Origin of the sequence: Frigidibacter sp. SD6-1 (assembly GCF_030143255.1) — a bacterium.
Taxonomy (GTDB): domain Bacteria; phylum Pseudomonadota; class Alphaproteobacteria; order Rhodobacterales; family Rhodobacteraceae; genus TMP-24.
Window position 1 is genome coordinate 270,078 of sequence record NZ_JARJNR010000005.1, and the last position, 15,664, is coordinate 285,741.

The following is a 15,664-nucleotide window of genomic DNA, read 5'->3' on the forward strand; positions in this document are numbered from 1 at the left end:
TCACATCCCGCTCACGGCACCCGGCGCAGCCTTCCTGATGACCGGCATTGCGCGTTGCACCGCATTTGCCGGTCGCATCGCAACCGCCCGCTTGGGCATCAGGGGGAAACGTCATGAAACAGCAAATCAGCAGCGCCAGTGCGCTGGCAGTCCTGGCCGCACTGTCGGCCTGCGGCGGGTCAGGAACCCCGTCGATCGTTCAGCCATCCACCACCCGTCTTTTCGCGGCCGACAGCGGCACGGCTGGAAAGGCGCTTCAGGATAGCAAGACGCTGACCGCCCAGACCGGAAGCACCTCGACCTACGAGATCGACTGGAACAATCACACCACCACGCTGAAAAGCGGCACGTTCGAGGTCTTCAAGAATGCGAGCGGCGAACTCAGCATGGTCGTGGACGGCAAGACCTATGATTTCGCGCCGGGCGACCGGTTCGTCGACCCGAGCGACGGGCTGGTCTACGAATATGATATTCAGGATCCGGCAAACCAGGTCTGGCTCTATCTCGGAAGCAGTACCGGTACGCTCGATGAGGCGCTCGATCCGAACCAGAGCGGCTATGCGCAGGTATGGAGCTATTATGTTGACGTAGACCAGAACGGTATTGCGCAGCAGGGTTATGCGGTGGTCGGCACGGAAACCCAAGCCGCCGACCTGGCGCTTCTGCCGTCGGCGACCTATTCGGGCCGGGCGCGCATGAACCTGGTGCCGGACACGGGCTACACGGGCGGTTCAACGAGCCGCACACGCGTCCGTTCCGACATGGATCTCGCCGCCGATTTCGGCGCCGGGACCATTGCCGGAAACCTGACCAACATCTCGGTCGAACCGCCGGGCGGAGCCGAGACCGCCGTGGCGGGCTCCATCTCGATGGATCAGACGACGCTCGCCGGGAACGGCTTTTCAGGATCCCTGACCCCGGACGCGGCCTTCATCGCTGGACAGGGGGCGGGCTTCTCGGCCAACGGCACCTACGCCGGCATCTTCTACGGTCCGGCAGCCGATCAGGTCGCCGGAACCTTGTCCATGACCGGCACCGACGCCAGCGGCAACTGGAACGGTTCCGGTTACTTCATCGGAACCCAGAACTAAGACCGGACATTTCGGCCGGACGGTTCCAGGTTCCGGCGCGGGCGCAACCCAAGCTGCGCCCGCGCTCACACAGGCGGGCCCTGCCCGGATCACGGCTTGGGACGGAAGGCGCCGGCAGGTCACGCATGGCCCGGAAATCGCGGCCCGCCCATCGCCGGTACAGCTTGGGAGATGCCATCATGTTCCGCAAATCGCTTTTGGCGGCTGTTGTCGCGCTTGGGCTTTTCTCAGGCCCTGTGGCCGCGCAAAGCCATCTCGACCTTCTTCGGGCCGGCAACTATCCGGCCGCCCGCGAGGCGCTGGCCCGGCTGGTCGGTGGCCGACCCGATGCCGATCTTCATCAGGCCTTTCTGGAAGCGCTGATCCTGATCCGCGAGGGCAAGGACGACCGCGCCGCCGGGGCGCTGAGAGCGATCCTCGACCGCGAACCGAGGTTCGAGCCGGCGCGGCGCGAACTTGCCATGCTTCTGGCCCGGACAGGCCAGGTACAGGGTGCGCTCTATCATGCAGAGACGTTGCTGGGCACGACGAACGACTCCGGCCTGCGCGCGGCGCTGGAAGGTTTCATCGCCAGCCAGTCTGCGGGCAAGCCGCGCGGCATCACGACGCGTTTCAGCCTCTTGCCCTCGACCAATGCCAACGGCGGCACCGACGCCGAGACGATCGTCATCGGCGGCCTGCCCTTCACGCCCGATCCTGCCTCCCGCGCAACTCCCGCGCTGGGGCTGAGTTTCGGGATCACCGGTTGGAACCGCTGGTCCCTGTCCGAGACCTGGAACGCCACCCTGTCCGGCAGCGTCGATGTGCGCCGCTACGATCACGATGCGGTGGCCGACGAGACGGTCGTGGCGGTCCGGCTCGACTTCGGTACGGCGGGGTCGCGGCACCGGCTGACATTCGGGCCGGTCGCCGACCGGATGTGGAAGAACGACCGACCCTACCGCACCCGCCTCGGGGCTGGCGTCAGCTATCAGTACCGGTGGAGACCCGATCTGGTGGTCGGCGCCAGCGCGACCCGGTGGCGCCAGGCCCACGATGACCTTGGCTATCTGGACGGTAACTTGCTGAGCGGTGCCCTGTCCGCCACCTGGATCGCGGACGCCGACCTGACATTCTCGGTCGCGCTGCCGTTCGAGGTTGAACAGACCGGCAGCCCGCATCTCGATCATCAGAGCCTCGGCCTTCGCCTTGGCCTCGACAAGACCTGGAATGGCGGCCTCAGCACCGGCCTTAACTTGGGCTATAGCGAGGACCGCTATGACGGCCCCTATCCAGCCTTCGGCTTCCCGCGCAAGGACAAGGTGACGACGGTGGGCCTCACCCTGCGCAGTGCCAAAGTGCAAATCGGCCGATTCGTTCCAGAACTGTCGCTCACCTACGAGCGCGCGCGTTCGAACATCCCTTTCCACGATCACGGGAAGATCGATGTCGGCCTGTCGCTGACCCAGCGGTTCTGATCAGGCGGGCGACACAGTCCGACCAGGTCAGCGGTGAATTGAAAGGCGGTGCATCCCTGCAAATGCAGGGAGCGGCGTCGGTGTAAGGCATCGATATGTGATGTTGCCCACAACATCAGGCGACCGTGGGTCTTTTGCCGTCGCGCGGCGCCCAAGCTGCCGGGAAGAACGACGAGAGCTTCAGCCCGTCGAGAATCGGCCGATGACTGGCGCATCTGGCCACAGGCGGCGAAGTCAAGGACCTGTTCGCCTCCCGCGCCCTCCAGAACCTTCGGGAGCGTTCCCTGCTGGGCCTCGGCACCCGGCGGGACGGCAATCCTGTCTCGGCGGCGTTGGCAGACAGGCAGGTCGCACGGTGCAGCGGCCAGCAAGCAGGGCAGCGCCCTTGTGCCGAAGTCCCTCGGCCGCAAGGCGGACAAAACAGCTGTTGGTTGAGGCCGTTTCACCGAATGCCTTACGCTAGGTAAGGCGTCTTTTCACATGAACGGCGCATGAGCTTGCGGTCAAGGATTCCCTCGGCGATCAGCTGCCGATCGTCGGCCAATCTTCGCCGAGCACTCACGTCTTTCGTTCAATGCGTTGATTTTATAAGATTTATTTTGTCTGTGATTTGCGTCTCGCTGCGTAGACAGGTCCGCAAAAATAAAACATCATCGCTTCCATCAACAGTAACTTGCCGACATACGCCGTGCGACGCGATGGTCCTGCGTCCTGCGCGCGTGTGCAATCAAAACAACTCTAGGTAGTAGAACAGGGAGCCTTCAGACATGCCGTCCCAACTTCAAGTCAGTGACCAGTGGTGGATCAACGACCAGACGCCCGACAACCCGTTTGGCAAGAGCGACGATTACGAAGCCTTCCTCGATTACCTCGGCGCGCTGAACCGCGACCTGACGCCGGCACTCGCCTCGCAGCCGCTCGTCATCAATGTGTCGGAACTGGCCGACCATCCGGAATATCTGGCGGCGGCGGTGGGTGCGCTTCAGATGTGGGCGTCCGTGACGCCGCTGCAGTTCCAGATCGTCGATGACCGGCCCTATGACGCGAACACCGACTGGATGGAGGTGGTTAGCCCCGAAGTGGGCGAAGAGGACGACGGCAGCGCCTATTCCTCGGATCGCTATGTCAGCGTCGGCCAGCGCTTCCACGATACCGAGCCGAACAAGACCGATATCGGCGGCTATGTCTTCAATACCTTCCTGCACGAGTTCGGCCATGAGTTCGGTCTCAACCACCCCGGGCTTTACAATTACAGCGGTCCGGGCGGGGTGCAGATCAACTATCTGAACAATGCGACCTGGATCTATGACCGGCAGCAATACAGCCTGATGTCCTATTTCGACGGGATCGATGTGGGCGAACCCACCCGCTGGACGGCCTCGACGCCGATGACGGCCGATATAGAGTCGGTGATCCGCAGCTATTTCTCGACCGTCGATACGAATGGCGTCCGGACCTATCAGGACATTCAGCTGAATACCGGCGACAATGTCTATGGCTTCAACAGCAGCCAGTATGGCTATCTGCTGACCACGACGGGCATGCAGCACAACGTCGGCTTCGTGATCCACGATACCGGCGGCAATGATACGATCGACTTTTCGGGTTCGACCGCGGGCACGATCCTCGACCTGCGCGCTGGCCATTTTTCCAGCGTGAACGGGCACAGCAACAATGTCTCGATCTTCGCCGGGCATAATGCGGACCAGACCGAATATTACATCGAGAGCGGGATCGGCAGCGCCTATGACGACGTGATCATCGGCAATGACGGGAACAATGTGATCGACGGCCGCGGCGGCGCCGACAGCATGGCAGGCGGTGCCGGAGACGATGTCTATTTCGTCGATTCCCTTGACGATATCGTTCGCGAGGACGCGGGCGGCGGCAATGACACGATCTATGTGATGGTGGATGGGCTGGATATCGGCGACGTCGCCAATGTCGAGAATATCATCTACGTCGGTGGCACCCCGACCCCGCCGCCGGGCGGCGGCGGTACGCCTCCCGGCGGTTCGGTCAGCCCGCCCGGCAACATCGTGCGCGGCGACGGCGGGTCCGAGACCATCGACGGCGGCGCGGGCGGACAGACGATCTTCGGCCTGGGCGGTGATGACCTGATCATCGGTGGCCGCGATACGCTTGCCAGCCGCGACATCAACAACACAATCGCTATCGAAGACCTCGACGACCAGACCGAAACCGACGATGGCAGCGATGCACTTTACGGCGGGCGCGGCAATGACACGATCATGGGCGGCGCGGGCGACGACACGCTTGACGGCGGCGCGGGCGACGATGTGCTGATGGGCCAGGCCGGTGCCGACGTCTTCCGCGGTGGCGACGGGATCGACACGGTCGACTTCAGCCATGAAAGCCCGTTCCAGCTGATCGTCAACCTCGCGCTGAATTTCGCGCAGGGCGGCACGGCCTCCGGCGACACGTTCTACAGCATCGAGAACCTGATCGGCTCGGACGACCGGATCGACCGTTTCATCGGCACCGACGCGGCCAACCATTTCTGGGGCCAGGGCGGCGGTGACTATTTCAACGGCGGCGGCGGCGACGACATTCTGGATGGCGGCCGCGACGGCGACATCCTCTATGGCGAGGCGGGCAACGACACGCTGATCGGCGGCAGCGGCCAGGACTATATGGATGGCGGCGAAGGTATCGACACGGTCGACTATTCCGGCAGTTCCGCGGGCGTCACGGTCGATCTGGCGAACGGCACGGCCAGCGGCGGCGATGCCGACGGGCCGGTGCAGATCGTCGGGCGCGGAACGGCCATCCGGCACGACATGATCGTCAATGTCGAGAATGTGGTGGGTTCGCTTCACGACGACCGCCTCATCGGCAATGATCTGGCCAACAACCTTGCCGGCGGCGCGGGAGACGATACGCTGACCGGCGGCGGCGGGCGCGACACGCTGAACGGCGGTCAGGGCAGCGACACGGCGGATTATTCCGACGCGACCAGCGGTGTCCGGCTCAACCTCAACGGCGACGGGTCCGGCGGCGATCGCTATATCTCGATCGAGAATCTTGCCGGGTCCGGCTTTGACGATGACATCAGGGGCGACAGAAGCGCCAATGTGCTGACCGGTCAGGGCGGGGACGATACGATCCGCGGCGGCGCGGGCGACGACACGCTCCTGGGCGATTTCGCCTATCAGGGCGACATCCCTCCCAGCATCGGCATGGGCTCCGGCTATGCAACGCTCGATGGCAGCGCCACCAACAATTCGATCGCGACCGCTTTCGATATCACCAACAACTTCACGCTGGCCGACGATCCCGACATCTTCGATGCCACAACGACCCCGCACACCACGGTCAATGCCACGGGGAACGGGCAGGGCGGCTACTACCGCATCGACCTGGCTGCCGGGTCGATCATCACGATCGACATCGACGGCATCGCCGACCCGAACGTGCATGACAGCTGGGTCCGGCTTCTCGACAGCAACGGCAATATCGTGGCCGAGAATGACGACGGCGGCGGCGACCCCGGCTCTACCTCGGGCCGGGATTCGAGCACCGTCTTCGTCGTGCAGCAGACCGGCACCTATTACATCGTGGAAGGCAGCTGGTCGCCGACCGCACCGGGCAGCGGCTGGGCCGAGGAGGTTCCGGCAGGTTCGACCTACGAATTGAACGTGTCGGTCGATATGCCGTCCGGGCCTACACAGCCCGGTGTTTCGGGCGATGATCGCCTGATCGGCGGCGCGGGCAGCGATCTGCTGGATGGCGGCCTCGGCAACGACATACTGACCGGCGGCATCGGCGAGGATTCCTTCCGCTTCTCGACCGCGCTTGGCGATGACAATGTCGACCGGATCACCGACTTCAACGTGGCCGACGATCTGATCCTGCTTGATCACCTGATCTTCGACCAGGTGGGCGGCGTCGGCGTTCTTGCGATGAACGCCTTCCACAGCAGTGCCACGGGTCTCAGCCATGACGCGGACGACCGCATCATCTACAACACCAGCAACGGCCTGTTGTGCTATGATGCGGACGGGACCGGGGCAGGCGAGGCGATCGCCTTCGCGCGGCTCGGCGCGCACCTGAACCTGGCCGCCAGCGACTTCGTGATCGTGTAGAATAGAATGCCGGGGCGCGCCCCGCGCCCCGGCAACCAGTGAGCGACAGAGGTTCGCGCGCGCCACGGCATTGGCCCGCGAGGCGCGCGACCAGGATGGAAAGCACGATGAAACGTTCAAACCGAAGACCCGGACTGTTGCGCGCGGTCGGCCTTGCCGCCGCCATCATCGCCGGTCCGGCAGCCGGGCAACCGTCTGACCTGCGGGGCACGATCCTGTTCGAAGACGGGAAAGCCATCCCCGAAGGTTATATCGAGATCGCGCTCGACGATCCGGCGACCCGCGCCCTCGCGGGCCAGCACCCGGCAAGCGTGCGGATCAGGAGCGACGGCAAGACAAGGGAGATACCCTTTGCGATCCACCTGCCCGACACTCTGACCGTGACGCCCTCGCTGCGGGTCGTGGTGCGCCTTGAGCGGACAGATGGCTGGCTGCTTGCGCGCGGTACAGCCCCGGTCGTGGCCGACGCTGCGACCGACATCACGCTGAACGTGGCCATGTACTGAGGGCGCCGGAACACGGCCACGACCAGTGGACCGAAACGGCCCGGCCAGCTTATCGCCGCCGATATGGGCACCGGTCGCCGCCCGCGGGCGCAGCATAGGCACATGGACAGCGCGCGGATGGCTCAGTTGGCGACGCACGGCGTGCGGTAGACGCGAACGAGCGGATAGGTAGCACAGGCCCCGACCGCTCCGGCCCAGGCGCCACCCGGGCCACCCAGGCCACCCAGGCCACGGTGAACGGGGCCCCCCACTTTGTCGACGGTCTGCTGATGACCGGTCCCGGACAGCAGAACCGCGGTCGGATTGCCGACGCAGCCGGCTTCACCGACCACCTCAGCGCGGTTCCCCTCCTGCCTGCGGTGCCGGTCGTTCCGGGCATCTATTTCCTCCTGTCGCAGCACTATTTTTTCTTCGGGTCCGCCGCCTGCCGGACATAGCTGGAAGGGCTGATCGGCGGCAGGATCAAGGAAAGTCTTGTCGCCGCGAGCTGGCCCGACATCCTGCGCAGCGCGGTCATCAAGGCGACCCGGGTCATGCACCCGAGCCAGGTCTTGCGGACATTCGCGGCCTGCCCGCTGCAGCCCGGATTGGCGGTGGCCCTTCGCCAAATCGGACCGGTCTGACGGATTCCTTCTTCTGCCTGCGCGCGCATACCGCGCCACACTCGCCCGGGAACATCGCCGCGCCCCGGGCGGTTATGAACCTGATACATAAAGGAGTGAACGATGCTTGAACTGTCGGGCCTCGGCGGCCTCATTCTTCTGGTTCTCGATATCTGGGCGCTTGTTTCGATCGTCAGCTCGTCGGCCTCGACCGGCAGCAAGCTATTGTGGGCGCTTCTCGTCGTCGTGTTGCCGTTGGTCGGGTTTCTCATCTGGCTGGTGGCGGGGCCGAGTTCTTCGCGGTCCCGTCAGAGGTGACTGTCTTGCCAGGACGGCAGGAAATGATCGCCGCTGCCAAGCGGGTGTGGGACCGCATGGATGACCTGAACCTCGCGCTGATTGCAGCCGGGGTCGGATTCTTCAGTGTGCTGGCGCTTTTCCCGGCCCTTGGCCTTTCGGTCCTGCTGTGGAGTTTCTTCGCCGACCCGGCATCCATCCGTGCGCTTTTGGACAGTGCGCAGGGGTTCATGCCGAACCAGGTGCATGCGATCTTCGCGCAGCAGGTCAACAGCCTGATCACCGCCAGTTCCGGCAGCGTGTTCGGCTGGGCAACGCTGTTGACCGTCGGTTTCGCCGCGTGGTCGGTGCTGTCGGGCATCTCTTCGCTGACGCGCGGCATCAACACCGCCTACGGCGTCGAGCACAGGAACAAGACGACCCGGCGCATTCTTTCGTCCGCCGGTCTTGCGTTCGCCCTGTGCGGCCCGATCCTCGCGGCGATCGCGGTGACTGTCGTTGCACCGCTGGTGCTGGCCCACATTGACCTCGGTCCGGCAACGGAAACGGCGATTGCCCTCCTTCGCTGGGGCGTGGCGCTGTGTGTCATCACATTCGCGTTCGCGCTGATCTACCGGTTCGCGCCCAACCGTCGCGGACGGCGTCCGGGCTGGCTGACGCCGGGTGCCCTCATCGGCGGTGTGGTCTGGCTGGTGATGTCGGTGGGGTTTTCCGTCTATCTCGGCAGTTTCGGCAACTACAACAAGGTCTACGGATCGTTGGGTGCCGCCGTCGTCCTGTTCATGTGGTTCTACCTTTCGGCTTACGTCGTGCTGATTGGCGCCGCGTTCAACGCCCAGCTTGAACGGGTGCGTTCCGGCGCATCGCCGACGGAAACGCAGGATGCGCGGGAACCATCGGCGGACCTGTCGGTTTCATCCACTCTCTCACAGGACGCGCGAGCCCCGAGGGGCGCAGTCTCGGCGCGCCCGGCGACACCAAGGAGACATGATGATGACAGCGAATGATCCCAAGACAGGTCCGGCCGACACCGGCGCGGCGGATGACAGCCTGAAGGGCAAGACCGCCGAGACGATAGCGACGACGATGCACGCAGTGCGCGAGCAGGCCGCGAAGACTGCGGCAGGTGCTGGCGAGGCGGCCAAAGATGCCGCGATGGCGAGGGCATCGACGGCGAAGCAAGCGCTGTCCGACAAGGGCGAGGAAACGGCCGAACGGCTTCACGACAGCGCCGAGCGGCAAGGCGGCAACATCAGCGCCCGCATGCTCGACATCCTGGCCGACGGGGTAAGCGAAGCGTCAAGCGATCTGCGCGGCATGAGCCTGAATGCGCTCCTTTCCAAGACCGAGGCATTCGCGCGCCAGAATCCCGGTGCCTTCGTTGCGGGCGCCGCGATCGCGGGCTTCGCGATGGCCCGCTTCGCGCGCGCAAGCCAGCCGGATTCGGGCCCTTCCGCCGCGGGCGCATCGCGCGCCGGCAAGACAGGGGCAGGCGGGCCTGCCGGATCTGCCAGGATGCGGGCGATGGACGAAGGTCCGTTCGGGGCGGGCCAGTCGAGTGTCGTCGGCGAAGGACGTGCGGCGACCGACCGCCCCGGTCAATCAGGTCCGGCGGTTCTGGTCGGCGGACATCCGCGGCCGGACGAGGTCGGTCGTGATATTGGGGGACGCCGTGAACCCTGATCGTGGTCCTGATGCAAAATCGGTAGGGACGCTTCTGGGCGATGCCGTCCACTATCTTGGCCGGCTGGTCAGGGGCGAACTGGCGCTGGCGAAGGCGGAGGTCCGGGAGAGCATCCGGACCGCCATCACCGGCCTCATCCTTGTGGTTGCCGCGGTGGTGATCGCGCTGTCCGCACTCAATGTCCTGTCGGCCGCGCTCGTCAGCGCACTGGTGGCACAGGGGCTGGCGCCGGTGTGGGCGGCGGTGGCGGTGGCGGTGCTGCTTTGCGTCATTGCGATGATTTTCGGCTGGCTGGGCGTGAATGCCCTGAAGCCTGCCAGCCTCATGCCTAGGGAAACTGCCGAAAACGTCCGTCGGGACGTGAAGGCGATAAAGGAGAGCCTTGACCATGACCCAACACAGTGACCTGAACGCCCGCGAGACGGAACTGGAAGAGGACCGCGAGTCGCTGGCCTCGACCCTGGATCAATTGCACGAGAGGATGTCGGTGGATCACATGGCGCGCGAGGCGCTGGGCATGCTGCGCGACAATGCAGGCTATTATTCCCGGTCCCTGGACCGGGCGATCCGTGCCAATCCCATGGCGCTGGCCATGACGGGCGTCGGCCTGGCCTGGCTGATCTTCGGCGGCAAGTCCGACGATTACCGCGAGGACAGTGATTTCGCCCGGTTCGCCCGGCTTGATCGTGATGGCGACGGTCTCCCGGCAGGCAGCGGTGCGCGGGGATATGGCGGCGATGCCATGTCGGACACCAACAGCTGGTCGGACCAGATCGGCAGGCTGCGGCAGCGGGCGACCGGCATGCTGGGCAGCCTTGAGCGCGGCAGCAAGGACTATGTCGCCCAAAGCGCCCGGGTTCTGTCGGACTTCACCGCCGACATGACGGCCGCATTCCGCCATGGTCTGGACGACCTGTCCGAGGCCGCCGGTGAACGGGTGATGCAGGCGCGCCAGGCGGCTTACGCCGCAAGCCTGCGGGTCGAGCGCGGCGCCCGGGCCGGCGGGCGCCAGGCCGGCCAGATGATGAGCGATCATCCCCTGGTCGCGGGCGCTGTCGCCCTGGCGATGGGGGCGGCGCTGGGGGCGGCCTTGCCGCGCACCCGCATCGAGGACCGGAATTTCGGCGCCGAAAGCGACCGGCTGATGGCCGCCGCTGCCGACATGCTGCGCGAAGAGCGGGCGCGGATGATGCGTGTGGCCGAGGGCGTGGTGGATGAGGTCAAGAGCGCTGCCAAGGATGCCGCAGACGCCGTTGCCGAGGGCGTAGAGGAGCTGGGAACCAACATCGAGGATCGTGCGGAGCGCGAAAAGAAGGCCGCAAGAATGACCGAGGGCGCGCAGGAGGCGCAGAAGTCGCGGGCGAAGACCTGAACCTCCCGGCGACGTGCGTGCGCATCGCGAACCGCCGGCCCCGGTCCTGCCAGACCGGGGCTTTTCCATGTCGCCCGCCGACCGGCGATGGAACCCAACGCCGTCCCGGATGTTGTGACCGTGATCTCCACTTCAATCATAAGGATCTGTCATGACCGACAAACTGTTTCTTGCTCTCGCCGCTATCATGGTCTTCGGCCTCTCGGCCTGCGAAACCTTCGAAGGTGCAGGGCGCGATATCGAAAACGCGGGTGAAGCCGTAACCGATGCCGCGCAGGACGCGCAATATTGACACGACCGGCGCCGGTTTCCCCCGGAGGCACAAGCTGTTTTCGCTTACGGTCTCCGGAAACCGGCTCTCCGACAAACTGTTTTCAAGAGAAGAGGCAAGGCCATGGGAACCTGCGCCACATGCGGGAACGCATATGACAAGAGTTTCGACATTACGATGGGCGGAACGACCCTGACATTCGACAGTTTCGAATGCGCGATACACAGGCTGGCACCGTCCTGCAGCCATTGCGGCTGCCGGATCATCGGCCACGGGCTGGAGGCAGACGGCGCCATCTTCTGTTGCGACCATTGCGCCCAAAAGGCCGGGGTCGAGGGGCTGAGGGACCGGATCTGAACCTGAGGGAACCGGAACTTGCGGACGGCGTTGAGGGCGGCATCCGCAAGGGCGATTCCACATGAACGATCTGTCCCCCCCGCGCATACCCGGCCTGCGCTATTATCCCGACAGCCGCCCCGGGATCGCCCGGCGCCGATGCGGCAAGGGTTTTGTCTATGTCGCCGCAGATGGCACACGGATCGCCGAACCGGCCGAACGCGCCCGGCTTGCCGCCATCGCTGTGCCACCGGCATATGAAAATGTCTGGATCACACCCCATGCGAATGGCCATCTGCAGGCCACAGGTCGCGATGCGCGCGGTCGAAAGCAATATATCTATCACGACGGCTGGGCCGAACATCGCGCTCTGGCGAAATACGACCAGCTTGCAGACTTCGGCCGCTGCCTGCCCCGTCTGCGCTCTTACGTCGCGCGCAGCCTGCGGGCGGGGACCGGATCGGTTGATCTGGCCGTCGGCGCGGTTCTGGCGCTGATCGACCGGGCCTCGATCCGGGTTGGAAACTCCACCTACATGCGCGAAAACCGAAGCTTCGGAGCGACAACGCTGCTTGGTCGGCATGTCCGCTTCGGCGAGGACCGGGTGAGAGTGTCCTTTCGCGGAAAGGGCGGCAAACTGATCAGGCGCACGCTGGCAGGGCGCGCGCTGCAGGCCGCGATGAGCCGCATCCACGACCTGCCCGGCGCGGTCTTCGCAACCTGGATCGGCGAGGACGGGGAACCCCATGCCGTGACTTCGGAACGGGTCAATGCCGTCATTGCCGAGATCTGCGGAGAGGCCCATACGGCCAAGACCTTCCGTACATGGAACGGCACACACGCCGCCTTTTGCCTGGCGATGCAGCCGGGCCCGGTGAGCATCCGCGACATGGCCACCTGCGCGGCAGAACGGCTGGGCAACACGCCGGCGGTTGCGCGGTCTAGCTATATCCATCCCGCCGTCATTGCGCTTGCGGGCACCGACTTAGACGTCCGCCAGGCCCGCATGGCCGCCCTTGCCACACCTGCGAACGCCGGCCTTCGCGCAGGCGAAGCCGAACTGATCGGCTTTCTGGACGGATGAAGGGGCTGCCCCGGGCCATGGAACTCGCGCAGCCATCGCTGCGTTGACATGATCGAGCGGCCGACGGACAGGAACATGACGCAGAGCGATCCGGAACGACATGCCGAAGAAAACAAGCACGAGGATTCGCTCACCGATCACGAGATGCAGGCGATCGAGGAGCGGACGCCGATCCGGGCGGTGGCAATCTTTGAATCGATCCGGCGGGAAGGCCGGATGGAATTGCATCGACCGGCCACCGCGCTTGCCACCTCGGCTTTTGTTGCGGGCCTGACGCTTGGGCTGTCTGTCCTGTCGGAAGGTCATCTGCGCGCCCATCTGCCCGAGGCAGACTGGCGCCCCGTGGTGGAAAGCGCGGGCTACAGCGTCGGCTTTCTGTTCGTCATCCTCGGGCAGATGCAGCTTTTCACCGAAAACACCATCAAGGCGCTTTGCCCGATCCTCGACGACAAGTCGCCGGCGATGGTGGCGCGTCTGATCCGGCTCTGGTCCCTGGTGCTGGGCGCGAACCTGTGCGGGGCGGCAACGTTTGGCGCGGTGCTGTGGATCTCGAAGGATCTGCAGCCCGAGGTCTGGCAGGCGATGCGCGCCATTTCGCTGCATGCAACCGGCTTCGGCTGGGGCGAGACGCTGCTGCGCGGGATCGGCGCGGGATGGCTGGTGGCCACGCTCGTCTGGATCATGCCGAACGCGGGCGACAACCGGTCATTCGTCATCATCCTTGTCACCTATCTGATCGCCCTGGCTGATTTTGCCCATGTCGTCGCGGGAATGACCGAGGCGTCGCTTCTGGTGCTGGCCGGCGATCTGGGCGTGGCGGCGGCGATCGGCGGCTTCCTCGTACCGGCGCTGATCGGCAACCTGCTGGGGGGGTCGGTCTTCTTCACCACGCTCGCCTGGGTCCAGATACGCACCGAACTGGCCGGTGAGGAAACGCGCATTGCCCGGCAATTCCGCCACCGGTGACGTGCCTCTGCCGGGAACCGCAGGGCAGGTGAGCGGTTGTCGTTCGGTCGCGGCGGTGCGACCAGCCATCGAGGAAGTGATGCGCGACATGACCCATTCCGGCACGGCAGCGGACCTCTGCGGCATCTGCGTGATCCTGAACGGCAAGTCGGGCCGGCAGGACAGAAGAGAGCATGAGGCGCTGATGCGCGCCTTTCGCGAAAGCGGGCTGGATGTCGCCGTCAAGCGTCCGTCTTCCGGCGACCGGATCGCGGCCGCCGCTGCCGAGGCGGTGGCCGAGGGCTACGGCATCGTCGTTGCCGCCGGCGGCGACGGCACGCAATCGGCTGTCGCGGGCGCGCTTGCCGGTACCGATGTTGCGATGGGTATCGTGCCGATGGGCACGTTCAATTTCTTCGCCCGCGAACATGGCATCGACACCGATGCCGCCGCAGCCGTGGCGACCATCCGGCAGGGCCGCATCAAGCGCGTGAGCGTGGGCGACATCAACGGTCAGATCTTTCTCAACAATGCCAGTTTCGGCCTATATCCCGCGATCCTGCGCGCACGGGAGGATATCTACCGGCGCTGGGGCCGCAGTCGGCTGGCCGCCTACTGGTCGGTCCTGAGCGTGCTGATGCACATGCGCCGGCCGATGGTGGTGGATATCCAGGCCGACGGCATCCGCAGACGCTATGAAACCCCGCTGGCCTTCGTCGGAAACAGCGCCTACCAGTTGCGGATCCATGACCTCGCCGGGGCCGAGGCAGTCGGGGCCGACCGGTTTGCCCTGCTTCTGGCGCGGGCGCGCACGCCCTGGGCTCTTCTGGCATCCGCGCTGCGGCTGGCCCGGCGCAGCGCCCGGCAAGGCGTGGACTTCGACCTGGTCTGCGCCGACGAGATCGTGATCGCGACGCGAACGCGGACACGGCTGGTGGCGCGGGATGGCGAAAAGGCGCGGATGCGGGGGCCGTTCCGGCTGACCGTCCGGTCGCGCGCGCTTAAGATCATCGTGCCGACGGACGCTCCGGACGCGCCGTGACTTGCATCGTCCACCTGTCCGACCTGCACTTCGGCTGCATCCAGCCCTCCCTGACCGAACCGCTGATCGAGGCGGTGAACGCCGCCGGCGCGCATGCCGTGGCGGTGTCGGGCGACCTGACGCAGCGCGCCCGCACCAGCCAGTTCCGTGCCGCACGGGCCTTTCTCGACCGGATCGAGGCGCCGGTGGTGGTGGTGCCGGGCAACCATGATGTGCCGCTCTTCAACCCGTTCCTGCGCCTGGCCCGCCCCTTTGCGCGCTATCGACGGTGGATAGACGACAGGCTTGAATCCGTGCATGACCTGCCTGGCGCGGTGCTTGTGGGCCTGAACACTGTCGATCCCTGGAGGCATCAGCGCGGCCGCATCGGCGAGGGCGGGCTTGCGCTGGCCTGCGCGGCTTTCGCGGGCGGCCCCTCCGACCGGTGGAAGATCGTGGTGGCCCATCATCCGTTCGACCAAGCGCCAGGGTCGCGCAAGAAGCTGATGCGGGGTGCCGGCGCGGCTGCTGCCCGTCTTGCCGACTGCGGCGCCCATCTCGTCCTGTCCGGCCATCTTCACAGCTGGCGGGCCGAGCCGTTCGTCGAGACGCGCGGCCAGCGGCGCATGGTGCAGGTCCATGCCGGCACCGGCCTGTCCCGGCGCCTGCGCAACGAGCCGAACGATTTCTGCGTGATGAGGCTTGATGCGGACCGGCTGACGATCGACCGCATGGCCGCCCCGCCGGGCGCGACCCGATTTGACCGGATCGAGCGGTTCGCCTTCCGTCATACCTCCATGGGATGGCTGCCCGGCGGCGCAACCTGACCGCGCCTGCGGCCGAGGGTCGGGGACCGCCGGACCACCATGGAAAAGGCCCGCCTTGCGGCGGG

The 15,664-nt window shown here is 65.5% G+C and carries 16 protein-coding genes; 15 read left to right on the top strand and 1 reads right to left on the bottom strand.

Annotation, left to right across the window (positions count from 1 at the left end):
* The first annotated feature begins 113 nt into the window (after positions 1-113).
* From P0645_RS11530 to P0645_RS11545, 4 genes are all read left to right on the top strand, one after another.
* Positions 114-1,091 carry a transferrin-binding protein-like solute binding protein gene (locus P0645_RS11530; protein ID WP_284164726.1) on the top strand — a complete coding sequence of 326 codons (978 nt, stop codon included), beginning with the start codon at positions 114-116 and terminating at the stop codon, positions 1,089-1,091.
* 179 nt (positions 1,092-1,270) lie between these two features.
* Complete coding sequence (locus tag P0645_RS11535; RefSeq protein WP_284164727.1) at positions 1,271-2,548, top strand: surface lipoprotein assembly modifier; 1,278 nt, start codon at positions 1,271-1,273, stop codon at positions 2,546-2,548.
* Positions 2,549-3,315: 767 nt separating this feature from the next.
* Positions 3,316-6,654: a M10 family metallopeptidase C-terminal domain-containing protein gene (locus P0645_RS11540; RefSeq protein ID WP_284164728.1), complete on the top strand. Its 3,339-nt coding sequence runs from the start codon at positions 3,316-3,318 to the stop codon at positions 6,652-6,654.
* 107 nt (positions 6,655-6,761) lie between these two features.
* Positions 6,762-7,160, top strand: a complete 399-nt coding sequence (locus tag P0645_RS11545) for a hypothetical protein (protein WP_284164729.1) — start codon at positions 6,762-6,764, stop codon at positions 7,158-7,160.
* A 400-nt stretch (positions 7,161-7,560) separates the two neighbouring features.
* Here the strand turns inward: P0645_RS11545 and P0645_RS11550 are convergent, their stop codons facing one another.
* Positions 7,561-7,812: a hypothetical protein gene (locus P0645_RS11550; protein ID WP_284164730.1), complete on the bottom strand. Its 252-nt coding sequence runs from the start codon at positions 7,810-7,812 to the stop codon at positions 7,561-7,563.
* A gap of 73 nt (positions 7,813-7,885) precedes the next feature.
* On the opposite strand from P0645_RS11550, the gene P0645_RS11555 reads away from it, so the two are divergent.
* The 11 genes from P0645_RS11555 to P0645_RS11605 all read left to right on the top strand — a co-directional run bounded on the left by P0645_RS11555 (position 7,886) and on the right by P0645_RS11605 (position 15,599).
* Positions 7,886-8,080: a PLDc N-terminal domain-containing protein gene (locus P0645_RS11555; RefSeq protein WP_284164731.1), complete on the top strand. Its 195-nt coding sequence runs from the start codon at positions 7,886-7,888 to the stop codon at positions 8,078-8,080.
* Positions 8,081-8,103: 23 nt separating this feature from the next.
* Positions 8,104-9,066 (top strand): YihY/virulence factor BrkB family protein, encoded by a 963-nt coding sequence (locus P0645_RS11560; protein ID WP_284164732.1) that lies wholly within the window; start codon positions 8,104-8,106, stop codon positions 9,064-9,066.
* Positions 9,050-9,742, top strand: a complete 693-nt coding sequence (locus tag P0645_RS11565) for a TrbL/VirB6 family protein (RefSeq protein ID WP_284164733.1) — start codon at positions 9,050-9,052, stop codon at positions 9,740-9,742. Before P0645_RS11560 ends, P0645_RS11565 begins: the two co-directional genes overlap by 17 nt.
* Entirely contained in the window at positions 9,732-10,148 is a 417-nt protein-coding gene (locus P0645_RS11570) for a phage holin family protein (protein WP_284164734.1), read from the top strand. The genes P0645_RS11565 and P0645_RS11570 overlap by 11 nt, the downstream gene beginning before the upstream one ends.
* Complete coding sequence (locus tag P0645_RS11575) at positions 10,132-11,115, top strand: DUF3618 domain-containing protein (protein ID WP_284164735.1); 984 nt, start codon at positions 10,132-10,134, stop codon at positions 11,113-11,115. The genes P0645_RS11570 and P0645_RS11575 overlap by 17 nt, the downstream gene beginning before the upstream one ends.
* Positions 11,116-11,266: 151 nt before the next feature.
* Positions 11,267-11,407 (top strand): entericidin A/B family lipoprotein, encoded by a 141-nt coding sequence (locus tag P0645_RS11580; protein WP_284164736.1) that lies wholly within the window; start codon positions 11,267-11,269, stop codon positions 11,405-11,407.
* 102 nt (positions 11,408-11,509) lie between these two features.
* Positions 11,510-11,743 (top strand): metallothionein, encoded by a 234-nt coding sequence (locus P0645_RS11585; protein WP_502854866.1) that lies wholly within the window; start codon positions 11,510-11,512, stop codon positions 11,741-11,743.
* A gap of 61 nt (positions 11,744-11,804) precedes the next feature.
* The gene (locus P0645_RS11590) at positions 11,805-12,806 is read left to right on the top strand and encodes a DNA topoisomerase IB (RefSeq protein ID WP_284164738.1); all 1,002 of its coding nucleotides are present in this window, start codon (positions 11,805-11,807) and stop codon (positions 12,804-12,806) included.
* A 75-nt stretch (positions 12,807-12,881) separates the two neighbouring features.
* Positions 12,882-13,772 (top strand): formate/nitrite transporter family protein, encoded by an 891-nt coding sequence (locus P0645_RS11595; protein WP_284164739.1) that lies wholly within the window; start codon positions 12,882-12,884, stop codon positions 13,770-13,772.
* Positions 13,747-14,793: a diacylglycerol/lipid kinase family protein gene (locus P0645_RS11600; protein WP_284164740.1), complete on the top strand. Its 1,047-nt coding sequence runs from the start codon at positions 13,747-13,749 to the stop codon at positions 14,791-14,793. Before P0645_RS11595 ends, P0645_RS11600 begins: the two co-directional genes overlap by 26 nt.
* Complete coding sequence (locus tag P0645_RS11605; RefSeq protein ID WP_284164741.1) at positions 14,790-15,599, top strand: metallophosphoesterase family protein; 810 nt, start codon at positions 14,790-14,792, stop codon at positions 15,597-15,599. The genes P0645_RS11600 and P0645_RS11605 overlap by 4 nt, the downstream gene beginning before the upstream one ends.
* The last annotated feature ends 65 nt before the right edge of the window (positions 15,600-15,664 follow it).